5 protein-coding genes and 1 pseudogene are annotated in these 12,653 nt (G+C 45.2%); 1 reads left to right on the top strand and 5 read right to left on the bottom strand.

Annotated features, from left to right (window positions below; translation table 11 throughout):
• Window positions 1-105: 105 nt before the first annotated feature.
• Entirely contained in the window at window positions 106-5,082 is a 4,977-nt protein-coding gene (locus NSQ57_RS08660) for an RHS repeat-associated core domain-containing protein (protein WP_342425919.1), read from the bottom strand.
• Window positions 5,083-5,153: 71 nt separating this feature from the next.
• Window positions 5,154-8,393, bottom strand: a complete 3,240-nt coding sequence (locus NSQ57_RS08655) for a hypothetical protein (protein ID WP_342425918.1) — start codon at window positions 8,391-8,393, stop codon at window positions 5,154-5,156.
• 295 nt (window positions 8,394-8,688) lie between these two features.
• On the opposite strand from NSQ57_RS08655, the gene NSQ57_RS08650 reads away from it, so the two are divergent.
• Complete coding sequence (locus tag NSQ57_RS08650; protein ID WP_007429779.1) at window positions 8,689-9,273, top strand: helix-turn-helix transcriptional regulator; 585 nt, start codon at window positions 8,689-8,691, stop codon at window positions 9,271-9,273.
• Window positions 9,274-9,479: 206 nt separating this feature from the next.
• Here the strand turns inward: NSQ57_RS08650 and NSQ57_RS08645 are convergent.
• The 3 genes and pseudogenes from NSQ57_RS08645 to NSQ57_RS08635 all read right to left on the bottom strand — a co-directional run.
• Window positions 9,480-9,862: pseudogene (locus tag NSQ57_RS08645) on the bottom strand (ribulokinase); the annotation flags it as partial.
• 267 nt (window positions 9,863-10,129) lie between these two features.
• Window positions 10,130-11,236 carry a GntR family transcriptional regulator gene (locus NSQ57_RS08640; protein ID WP_342426125.1) on the bottom strand — a complete coding sequence of 369 codons (1,107 nt, stop codon included), beginning with the start codon at window positions 11,234-11,236 and terminating at the stop codon, window positions 10,130-10,132.
• Between the two features lie 197 nt (window positions 11,237-11,433).
• The gene (locus NSQ57_RS08635; protein ID WP_340884984.1) at window positions 11,434-12,585 is read right to left on the bottom strand and encodes a sn-glycerol-1-phosphate dehydrogenase; all 1,152 of its coding nucleotides are present in this window, start codon (window positions 12,583-12,585) and stop codon (window positions 11,434-11,436) included.
• Window positions 12,586-12,653 lie beyond the last annotated feature (68 nt).

Below are 12,653 nucleotides of genomic sequence, written 5' to 3'. Positions count from 1 at the left end.
TCCAGTCTCACTGAAATGTTTACTCACATTTCAAAAACTGATACTTCACTATTTCGAATACTAACTTTATCCTAAAATACATAATAAACCAATTATTTCTAGTGATTAGTACCTACTCTGATTCTTTTTATAACTTTCATATCTGGCTTTAGAAAAGTTGTGCCACAGCACTCGTGGTTTTACGTATTTATCCAAAATATTGGGATTATTGTGCATTACAGAATGAGCTTCAATTGGATGTTTAAAATAATATGGGGATAATTTAACTTCAACATTCTCAGCACCAGGGTATTTGCGTTTTGCTTCTCCTAAACCCCAAAACCCTCCGTTAACTTGAATAATATCATTATGGTTGTATACATTGATATGTTGACCGACCTTCGTTTTCAGTCTATATTCCCTTACTGGTGTTGCAATAGTGATAAGAGTATCTACATGTACCCCACGTTTAGCCAACATATTAGTTGCCATGATGGAAACATTACCTCCGTGACTATGCCCCATGATTCGTATCGGTTCTGTTGGATGAGCTTTGTGATAATTATAAATTTGATTCGCTACAATTTCTGCACCTTCAACTCGGGCTCCATCATTATTCTTACCGCTCCATCGCGGAGTATCAGTCGGTTCATTAAAAAGCTCATTTTTAATATACGTTTTACTATTATCCCATGTACTTGGATCAACAAAAGTACCGTGAACTAGCCAAACTTTATGCCCACTTGGATCAATATACTTTAACGGATTATTATTTGCATACGTATACCAGTTCAAGCTTTGCGGATCGCTGATCTCGCCCTGGTACGTATCCTCGCCCATAAAACGGGCTGTGCCCGGATCATACCAGCGAGCCCGCAAGTACTGGAGTCCAGCCGTGTCATCCCAATACTCGCCAGCATAACGCAGCACGTTCGGAACGTTCTCTTTGACCTTCTCCGGGCCGCCCCAGATATCGTAGCTGTAGCTATTCAGTTCCTTGCCCGAACTATCACTTAGTCCTACCACATCACCGTGGCCATTCAACTGATAGTATTGCAACTGTCCGCTTGCCTTGTCCTGTCTAGCCCACAGTTGACCGGATAAGTCATATACGTAAGCGTACGTGATCTTCGCTGTTCCACCTTGGACCTCGGCTTCCGCAATCAGCTTCGCTTCTTCGTCATAGTAATACCGAGTCGTTTTTCCACCCTCTGTACGCTCGTACAGTAGACCGTCTCCATTATAGCTGTACCCGACCTCTTTGCCTTCACCGCTCACCTTCGTCAGACGGCTGACAGAATCATACGTATATTCAGCATTTTTCATGCCGAACACTTTGCCACTGCCTTCAGCGCTTCGATTTCCATTCGGATCGTAGCCATAGGTCTTATTCTTCTCACCTGCGGTTGCGCTGGCAATTCGGTTTGACGGGTCATATCCAAACTGGTCTGTTGTTCCGTTTTGTGTACGTCCGATGATGTTTTTATTCCCATCCCGTTCATACCCAAATTGATGTAGCGACGTACCACCGTGCTCCACCGTAACCCCGGATAAATCCAGTCCGTTGTAGCTGAATCGCGTACTCAGCCCTCTGCTCGAAGACTGGCTTTTCAGCAAACCATTAGGAGCATAATCGAACGTCATTCGATCCAATGATCCGCCCCCAGCAGCACTCGCTTCTCCCAAGCTCTGTACATTTGTCGCACCTGTCCCAGCGCTAATGTCCATTTGGGTAACTCGGCCCACACTGTCCAGCTTGGATTGAACGTGCATAGACGTGCCAGCAGCATCTGTTAGCACATAGCCTGTACGAGACTGCTTGTTGTATTCATAGCTGATGTGCGTACCATCAGGGTACTTCAGCCCAGTCAACGACCCATCTGATGGATCATAGGCATAGGTGGTCGTTCCCTGACCATCTGTCATGCTGGTTCGGCGTCCCGCAAGGTCATAGGTATAATTGGTTTTAAAATCCGGTCCCGCCGCTTCGGTAACCAGCCCGTACGAGTTATATTGAAAGGTAATCGCTTGCGATTTTCCTGTCAGCATACGAGTGATGGTTCCATCCGTATCATAAATATTGAGCGTTGTTCCTCCGCTTGATTTTTCCAGTAACATACGTCTGCCCAGCTCGTCATACGAATACACATTCTTTTGCCCATCAGGATACTGAACGGTCTTCAAATTTCCGGCCAGATCATACATATAGCTAACCTGCTGTCCGGATGGATCTGTGACCGAAGTCATTTGTCCCAGAGCATCGTAATCATAGATCATACGTTGACCGTTACCGTCCGTCCGGCTAGTGACCATACCCGCATGATTGTAAGCTAACGACTCCAGCGGCTGAAATGATCCATTTTTAGCCTCTTGTGTGGAGGTCACACGACCTAAAGCATCCGATACTTCACGTATACTGTAGCCAGAGGCATCCGTCTGAGTAACGGTACGATCCACCGCATTATACGCCACGGTATCTGTTGTTCCATCCGCATAGGTCGTCTTTACAGGTCGCCCAAAAGCATCGTAGGCGTAGCGAGTGGTTGCTTGTTCAGCATCCGTGCTTTCTACCATATCTCCATTATCATCATAACCATAACCATAGATTGCATCATCCACCTGCTGCTGGAGCATCTGCCCGAACGGATTATACAATCTTTCAACGCTTACGCCATCGGGTCTGGTAACAGTGACATCATTCGTATCATCCTTGTACACCACGACAGTTTGAGTGCCGTCCGGATAAGTAACCTTTGTTACACGCCCCATTGCGTCATACACATAAGACTCCGTTTTGCGCTTGGCATCTGTTTGGGACTTGATTTCTCCGGTCGGATAGTAATCATACGTATACTCAACACCTTTAGGCAAAAGCTGCCTTGTTGGGAGGTAAGAACCATAAGGAGAATCATAATCAATAGACACATTAGCATCGCTTCTGTCATCAATTTGAATTTTCTGGCTGCTTACATTCCCTTTTGTATTGTAAAAAGTAGAGCTGTGCGATAATAGCTTTCCTTGCTCTGTGCCTTCATAGCTTTTTAGCTCATACAAATTGCCCTCTGACTTGTAGGTGCGAACCGTCGTTAACGTTTTCCCTTCACTTATTTTGTTGACTGTCTGAGCAGGTTGAACCCAGAAAAAAGGCTCATTAGAGTTTTTATACGTATGAACAGTCTCCGATCCCGTACTTTGAGATATTTTCAATGGAAGACCATATTCATTGTAGTCATAGGAGGTCGTTACAGGTTCTGATGAAGAACCTCCCTCCGTATAGGACTCTCGCATTTGCACAGGCAAATTCCAGTCCATGGCATCATTATACGTGTAATCTATATGATAGCCGGTAGAATCTCCCTCTTGATCATAGCTGTTTAGAACAAGCTTGTCCGGTGCGTTATCTCCTCTAAAGACTTTACCGAAATGGAAGGTTTCCGCTGTACGTGTCCCTTTGGCAACTACCGTCCATTCAGCGTTTTTCCCATAGTTGGCTAGATCTTCTCCGGAATAGGTGAAATCAATTTTATTTAAAAAACGATTGCCTGCGGTTGTACTGTACATATCAGCGCGTGAAACCACCTTGAACACGCCTTGTGTACCGTATACACCTATCTGCTTGTTAAATGCTTCATAACGAATGTCTGTGATCGATGAAGTAGGTCGTACAATTCGTGTAAGCAACGCCGATGCATTTTGCTGTAGGGCTCCAGTCTTTCCTTCACCATCTACGACCACATTAAAAGGAGCGTCCATGAATGTATACGCATAGCTTGTGCTTCTGGAAAGAGAATCCAACACTTCTGACAGCACCTTGCTGCTTCCCTCGCCACTTTGGCGATAGGTGTACTGATGGTCCGTGCCCTGCTCTTTAACAACAATTTGCCCGGCATTGTAAGTGAAGTCAAGCTCTTTGCCATCACTGTTTCGAATCGATCGAATAAGCTTTACTCCACCAGAACTTGTATAATCAAACTCCACCCGATTCTTATACGCATCCTGGATTAAAATCAAATAACCGTCCTGATCGATATAATAGTCATTTCCATTCAACACTGCTATTTTGTATGCACTGCTTACTCCCTGCACACTTGCGCTTTGATCTGTACTGATCTTCAGATCTTTGTATGCATATCCTTCTAGCTGCAAATCATCTCTCAGTTCATAGGAGCCTGTTCCCGGAATATACAAATACCGTTTACCATCCTGTTTCTGCATATGAGGAAGATCCCATTTCCAGCCTCTCCCCAGACCAGAAGCTGCTTCTTCCTCGCGGATCGCACTTGTGTTTGTATACAACCCTTCATTTTGCTGCACACCAAGCTGGTTACTTGCCAATGAACTGTTATACACACGAGTCAGTGCAAAGGGCAATGACCCCGGCAGTACCAAATCCGTATTTTGAACAACGAGCTGTCCTGAAGCGGTGGACACACTGTTGTCACCATAATCCATTCCATAACGCGACGTATCATCACTCAACCTGCTTTGTGCAATCGCCACCTGATCAAAAGGAGCATAGACATCTGTTGTAGCAGATACCTGCAATAAACTTTGTTTAAGTAAATCCTGCCCGATCAGTCCATTTTCTCCTAGAGTCGGAGCATATACGGAATCATTTACTCGGGGTATAGATGGGATATCCATCTCAGTCGTGTTTGGAGCCGGCTCTTTACCCTCTTCCTTATCTAGTGGATGTTGAGTTGCCTTTTCATCCTGGGTAGCCTGAGCGGGCTTTTCACCCTCCTTCAGCGCAGCCGACTCATCGGAAGGCTCCACCTTTGCATTTATGCCCAATGTCAGTTCATTCTGCTGTACCCACAAGCTTGGACTTTGTTCTGGTAATGAATTTTCTCCACCATCTTTTTGCCATGCTTTATAAATATCATATAAGGTATAGCCTTTGGATAACTGTGCATTGACCCAAGCCTGATCCTTACCTGTTTGCTGTGCAAGCCATGCTCTGGTAATAATCTGCGGAGTAGAAGACGAAGAAGATTGAGAAGCTGCTGCCTCTCCGTGTCCTTCTTCTCCATATGCCCATGTGCTCCATGGACCCAGCAACATCAGCACACATAGTAGACTACAAATATAACGTTTAAACACTCGCTCACCCCTATTAATAATGCCTATACATCTAATGATCTGTTATATTTTTTCGAAGCCAAGACATCCTTTTAATCTGTAAAAGGAAATACCTTTTTTGTCCGTTTAATGACGTTTCCGTTTAAATCATAATCCAATTGAATTTGATCACCGGTGAATAAAATAACTTTATTCAGTCGGTTTCCTTTGCCGTATTCGTATGAAGTATCTTTGCCAAGCGCCATATGGGCTGCCTTAATTACAGTTTGTAATGCACCGCTATTAATTTCTGACAGCTTCACATAAACCGTTTGACCTGCCTTCATCTCATACTCTAAGACCGTGTAATCCCAACCATATATTTGTGCTTGCTCAGTTGAGGAGACAAGCTGACTACTAAAATCAGGGTCCGTAAACAAGGCTAGAATTGGCTGCTGCGCAGCAAAGTTGGATTTCTCCTTCACCGCAAAACGGTAAATCCCGTCTTCTTTGGGTGTAAACCGATATTTCCCTTGTTGGCCTACCGTAAAGTCAGCTTCCTTATCTATAAGCTCAATTAGCTCGTCCAGCTTGCTGTCATCGTTATTTTTTACAGCAAACACACGATAAGGCGCTCCAAAGTTAACAGCAGGAGCAGTTGCAGCTACGGAAAGATGAATATTTGCGTTAGCTGGCACTTGCTGTTGAGTATCTGTCGCCTCTTTATGTTCTCTAATCACTTTTCCAGCACGATCTGCAACAGTGAACTGATATGTTCCACCCGTTGCTTTCGCATTCGTCAAAACAGGTGCTTCCTGGCTCCCGCGATTGATCCATACTTCCTGCTTGCCGCCAGACAAAGACGTTTTTAATAATGCTGGTTCTGTGCTTGGATCTGCTTTAATGTCATTGTTGAAATGAATGGTTACAGCTTGCGGCGAAGTGACGGTTACAACAAGCGTACCTCCTGCTCCAAGTGAGATTTCAGGTAGAGAAGCATCCATACCTGCCCTATCCACCTTGGAATTCACACCGCTACCTTCTCCATACATGGCATAGTCATAGAGACGGCTTTCGTTTGAAGCATCTGTGGTTAATGAGGAAGCCTGTGAGCCAACATTATGGAATACATAGCTTTCTCCCTGCTTGATGGTAACCTGATTGCCTGTCGGCACCTGAGCATCCTCAACGTCGAATATTCCTAACACAGCTCCATAAGTCACGGGTACATCCGAGACCGTCGTTACAATGGCATAACCTCCAGCCTGTACCAACGGCAATTGAGTCGTATCACTGGCCTGACTGTATACCGTCCCGTCTGCCTTGTAATTCATGTAATTCCACTTCATACCGCTGACTGAAATGACGTCTAGGGCCTTGTCCAAAGTGCTTACATTTATAAATTTCCGGCTTTCACCGCGTTTTAGTGTAATTCGATGGAAGGCAGCCTGCCCGCTAAGCAAAGCCTCCACCTTATTGCTATAGGTAAAGGTAATTGGCCGATCGGATACATTGGTGACAATGGCTTTACCGCCAGCGACAATCTCTGGGTCCACTGTATTGTTGAAATGATCTGATGTCAGTAATCGAAGCACTTTATAACTTGCAGCATCAAAGTGTGCATTGCCACTGCTTTTGTCATGCCGCAATGAATTCGATTGACTATCATGATTACGAAACTCATACGAATCTCCCGGCTCCAGCGTCGTTTGCCCGATACCATTATCATCTTCGCTGGCCTTAAAGCTCCGATAGATACCCCCAAACGTGATTGGCGTGTCACTGGTTACCGTCACACTAGCCTTTTTACCTGCACCAACCAAAAAGGTTGAGTTCCCGGTATTGCGCCTGGATTGCTCTGTATCATCTGCTTTATACAGGACCACATCAAATTTTCCTTTAACAGTTTTGGCTGTGCTGTGCAGATTCCTCAAATGATCACTAATATTGGTAAAAGCATAACTTTCACCTTTCGAAAGTGTTACCCGCAAGAAAGCAGGATGGCTACTCGTTTCCCAGGAAAAATCATCTGTATAATCAAAGATAATAGGATTCGGACCGATCACAGTCACAATGGCATATCCCGAAGGCGGGATCATGGGACCAGACTGGCTGTTAAAACCAGAGGAATTTACCGTTCCATCCGGCTTGTAAATAGCATAGTCGAACAAGCTTCCTACCTTTTTGGAGTTATTGTAGATCGGATTCATCAGCGTACCATTGTTGTGGAAAACGTAGCTCTTGCCTACCTCAAGCTCCACACGGCTGATTGCATCTCCACCCACTGGACGGGCAATAAAATTGCGATATGGAGCCCCATATGTCACCGGGTTTGCAGTGACCTGGGTAATTACCGCGTATCTGTCCACAGCAATCTGCGGCTTCGCCGTAGTGCCACTGCCGCGTGAAGCCTCTGTTCCGTTTGCCAGATAAACAACATAGTCAAGTTTATCTTTAGATGTACCGTCACTTTCCACCGTATCCAATCGGGTTCCCACATTGATAAATTGGTAGCTTTCTCCCTGATTTAGGGTAACCCGCGCATAAGCCGGCTCGCCGGTGCTTTCTATACTGTATTTACCGTATGGAAATCCGAAGGTCACCGCATTGGCAGTGGAACCTGTAATAATCAGTTCCTCTCCATCACCCAAAGTGGGATGAGCAATGCTATTAAGATCAGATGCGGATAAAGTTCCGTCTGCCTTGTATTTTGCGTAATCAAAACGGCGATTGTCTGCATTTGACCCATCATGCTGAATCGAACGGGCAGTCCATCCTTCATTCACAATCCGATAGCTTTCATTTTTAGAGACCGTAACTCGCTCTAGTGCCGGGTCCTCCGATGTACTGTAGGTGAAGACGTCCGTTACTTTTACGGTTAATGCTGCTGTTCCTGTATTCGTAATAAACGCTGTGCCTCCCCCAGGAACACCAATGGGGCTTATGCCATAGTCCATATGGACAGTGCTGATGTCTCCGTCCTCTTTGTAACTTACACTATCGTACAAAATGCCTTTTGATTGAGAAGCGTTGCTATATATGGACTTACTGATCGTATCTGTATTCTCGAATTCATAGGTTTCCCCAGGTTCGATAACAATTGACGTATACTCCACCGCTGCCAAACTCATCATGAGTGCGTTATAAACGCTGTTTGTTGCAGAGGTAGGCGGATTGAAAGAAACTGTTTCATCAGAAAGCTCCTGCTCCTCCTGTACCAAACCTGCCTGATCCAGTTGTACTCCGTCCCTTAAATCTTGTTTTTCCGCTCCTGCCACACTAGGCAAGCACAGCAAAGTGTTTGTTGCTAAAAGTGCCGTCAGAAACCATACCATTACCTTTTTACAAATCATCTAGCTGTATAACCTCCTTTTTTCTCGTCAAAAAAATCCATGTCGGGCTGCAAGGACCCACTTTTATCTCTGTACATCCTTACAATTGTAAGAGAAGAACATGTTACCTCCATTTCCATTAAAAATGTCACATTTTAATATGTCGGCACCTTAAACTTCCATTTTTATAGGCCAAATGGACCTTATTTTCCATAAACCGGTTAAGCCCATGGGATTAAAAGAAAATCAGGAGAGGAGCCACTTGCAAACTCCCCTTCGGGTATAGTAGTATGTGTTTAAAAAAATCGGAGGGTATATGCCTAAACAACAAGATAAACATTCCATTCAGGCGTGGTCTCTGATCAATCGCAAATATTTGGGAAAAGGCGTGCGTGTCAAACGTTTTCGTAAACCAACACGCTGTCAGGTGCGCAATCGCGTTTTGCTTGCCGTTTTGATGGCTAATGACATTAAACTGTCCCAACTTGCCGAGGAGCTTTCCATTTCCTCCCGTAGTGTCAGTGCGTGGGTATATGAAGGTCGCATTCCCGGCAACACTAATCTGGAAAAGACGTGTAATACACTTGGTTATCCGCACCATATCCTATTTAATGAAGAGGTTGTCCGGCGTTCACCACTCATCTGTCAACCAGCGCCGTCCCGTTTTATGAAACGGACTGTGACTCGTTCTCCGGTTAAAAATCGGATTTTGGCGGGTCTATGCATGGTACATGATATTTCGGTGACCGATGTGAGTCATTGGATTGGAGTTCACCCCGGTACATTTCGGAAATGGTTGCATCAGGGTACCGTTCCTTCGCAAACCTTCCAGGATCAGGCGGAACAGTTTTTCCGTATTCCAAAATCCATTTTGTTTGCTGATGCCATGCTGAAAAAGTAAAAATGTCCGTAAAAGAGAAATGATTGTAATTTTCATGAAAGTCTTTGAAAGGAACGCATTACCATCTTTCATTCGCTGAGACTTTCACATCATGTAATTTCACAGAATATAAAATGCAAAAAGCACAGTCTACCGATTCCTCGGTGTACTGTGCTTTTTAGATAACAGAGCATTTAAATATTTCTTGCTTATATTTTATCAGTATCTTAAGAATGAATGCTTACCGCTTCAGTTGAACGTCCGGCTTCTTCCTTAATGGACTTTAGCTTTTTCATCACCGGGTTGCCTCCACGTCCAAAGTAGTCGTGAAGACGGCAGTATTCCTCGTACAGCTTATCATACACGGCCGCGTTCTCAGGGATCGGTTTGAAGTTCTCGTCCCGTACACGGCCATATGACGCGCTGCTTCGACGATATCATTGTACCCTCCAGTTTAAGCTCCCGCAGCCACTGCTGCGAACATGGCCGCACCCAGCGCAGGAGTTTGGGTGGAAGCTGCAACCTTAAATAAATTCCCGTCCGGTTACGTCAGCAACGTATACCCGACAATAAGCCCTGTCAGGTTAGTGTCGACCAACAGAGAACGGTTACAGACCGATTGCATTGACCCTTTATTCTTGGTTCTGCTTTCATTATATACTTGTACGTACAACTTAGCTAACCTTTTTATGTTTTTTCGATAGATTTATGTACTTATTTTCAGAAAAGATATAACAATAACAGTCTATTTCTGCAATCCAGAAAACAGACTGTTCGGTATGGCGAGAACCATGTCCATCAAATATGAAGCGTTACAGCTGTATACTTACTAACTTGTCCTTACATGTTAAGTAATAAAAGTGACTGATCTCCCAGCCTAGTGTTCTCCAGGCATGACCTGGACAGGCCCTGTAGATTCACGAACGATGAGCTCAGGCGGTAGAATTAACTGACGATCTTCTTCATGGTACCCCTTCTCTTCAATCATCGACAGCATGGTATCGGCAGCACGTAACCCCAATTCTTCCTTTGGATGCCGAATTGTCGTTAGCTTGATTTCTGTTGCTGTCGCCAAAAACGAATCATCAAACCCAACCAGCGATAGATCATTGGGTATATTCAGACCCGCCGAACGTACAATATCCAGGAGTCGAACAGCCAACTCATCATTATAGGTTACCCATCCAGTAGGACGCTCTCCCGCCTCCATCGCCAGCAGCCTCGACGCACGTTGTAGCGGAATCTCATTTTTTTCTTCTGTCCGGTAAGTCGTTACTGCGTTCGGGTGTAATGTCACTCCGTATTTGCGGTGAGCGGCCACAAATCCCTTCATACGAAGAATCCCCTGCATATCATCGGTTTTGAAAAATCCGGCCAAGCGTCGATGTCCCAGCTTAATCAGATGCTCGGCCGCCAAAAAACCACCCTTTTCATCATCTACTCTCAGACAGGGCGCATCCATTTCCTCATAACGCGCATTGATCATCAAATAAGGGATTTGGCGATTTTCCACGGTTAAATAATAGCTCAGATTGGGGTTACGCTCTCCACTTTTGGTCGGTTCAATAATAATTCCGCTCAGCGGTTGACTTAACAGCATTTCCAGGCACTGACTTTCTTGCTCAGGGTCATTACCTGTACTGGACAGCAGCATCTTGTAGCCCTGGCGACTCAATTTGGATTCAATTCCCTGTACAATGGATGGGAAAATATAATCCGAAATATAGGTTGTAATGACTCCAATAATCTTTGGATCTTCGGGCTGTTTACTGTCACGTGTCGCGACAAAGGTTCCCTTGCCCTGCATTCGAAACAGCCATCCTTCCTGCACCAGTTCACCCAGCGCCTGACGCACCGTTTGCCGACTAACGGCAAATTGTTCAGACATTTCATGCTCAGATGGAAGCTGGCTTTGCGGCTTCAATTTGGATGAATGAATCCAGGACAAAATTTCCTGTTTAACTTGTATATATTTGGGCGCCATAATTTCCTCCGTACTCGCAATATCGTGTACCTGTTCATATTCCACGATTATAGCATACCGTTCATTTGTACATACAAATGTCACAGGAGCAGGATATCCTCGTATTGCTGCCGGAGGTGTAAACCCATTCGCTTATCCCTTCCTTGCCACACAAGATTGGCTGAATATCTAAGGACAATTTACGTAGATGTTGCACATTACGAACGAAGCAATTGATGTTCGTTCATATACTTGAGCCCAGTATAGCGATCACGCAAGGTATGAGCCGTGCGCAATGCACGAGCGAGCTGTTCCTCCGTAACTCCTAGCTCGGCAATGGTAGATGGGCCTCCGACCTGAGCCAGCCATGCACGCATCTGCTCCGACGTAGGCAAAGCCTGATACACCTTAAAAGCCTCTACATCTTGACTGGATGCTAAATCCCTGTACAGGTCAGACAGCAATGCGGATGCTACGCCTACTTTAGCACCATGCAAAACTTGCTTGCGTCCCTCTGCAATAAAATCCATTTCAATTCGGTGGGAAATATGATGCTCTCCCCCTGACGCTGGACGGGAATGATCTATCATCAGCATCGAAATACCGGATGCAATCAGCGCATTCATCAATACCTCGACACCAGCCTTGCTGCCTGCCGAAATCTCATCGACATGCTCTACACAGGCACGCAAAGCCTCCTCGGTAATGCGATTAGCCACAGGCGAATACGGCTCGTTTCCCAAATCTCTGGAAACATGCCAGTCCGCTAGTGAGGTGAACTTACCAAGCATATCGCCAAAACCTGCAGCAGTCATCGTCTGTGGCGCATTTGCCAGCACGGACAAATCAGCAAAGATCGCCTCTGGCGGAACTGCTTGGAATGTCTGCTTGCTGCCGTCCACAATCAGTGGTGCGCCTGCGGAGGTAAAACCATCCACCGAAGCAGCCGTCGGTACTGACAAGAAGGGACGATTCATTTTATAACATACGAAGCGAACCAGATCATGAATCGTGCCAGAACCTACAGCAAGTACAGCCTGACTCTTATCCGCCACACCCAGCAGCACCTTCATAATGTAGGTTTCATCAGCAATGACATCCCCTACAGCATTCGGAGGTAAACGGACTACATCAACTGTCAAACCTGCCTCCCGGATCAGCTCAGCTACTTTTTTTCCAGCCGCAACCGAAGTATGCTCATCTTCTACCAGAGTTACATGACGATAATCCTGTTGGTTCAAATAAGGAACAACAGCCTCCAATGCTCCATCTCGTACCTCAATAAACAATTCAACCTTTCGGTGAGGATGATCAGCGTTACTAGCCTGCGCCTCTTCGTTCCACAGCTTGATCTGTTCATTCATATTCATTTCATCAGCCTCCTGAAAAAGGAATAATTTGCACAAGAATGATACATAATGATTAATAGATTCCGTTT

Source organism: Paenibacillus sp. FSL L8-0502 (assembly GCF_038593055.1).
GTDB classification, from domain to species: Bacteria; Bacillota; Bacilli; order Paenibacillales; family Paenibacillaceae; genus Paenibacillus; species Paenibacillus polymyxa_D.
This window is presented reverse-complemented; position numbering and strand designations above follow the sequence as displayed.

What these genes read in the sequence shown, in the direction of transcription:
- NSQ57_RS08655 (WP_342425918.1), bottom strand. Translation starts at nt 8,393, where the DNA reads ATGATTTGTAAAAAGGTAATGGTATGGTTTCTGACGGCACTTTTAGCA.
- NSQ57_RS08650 (WP_007429779.1), top strand. Translation starts at nt 8,689, where the DNA reads ATGCCTAAACAACAAGATAAACATTCCATTCAGGCGTGGTCTCTGATC.
- NSQ57_RS08640 (WP_342426125.1), bottom strand. Translation starts at nt 11,236, where the DNA reads ATGGCGCCCAAATATATACAAGTTAAACAGGAAATTTTGTCCTGGATT.
- NSQ57_RS08635 (WP_340884984.1), bottom strand. Translation starts at nt 12,585, where the DNA reads ATGAATATGAATGAACAGATCAAGCTGTGGAACGAAGAGGCGCAGGCT.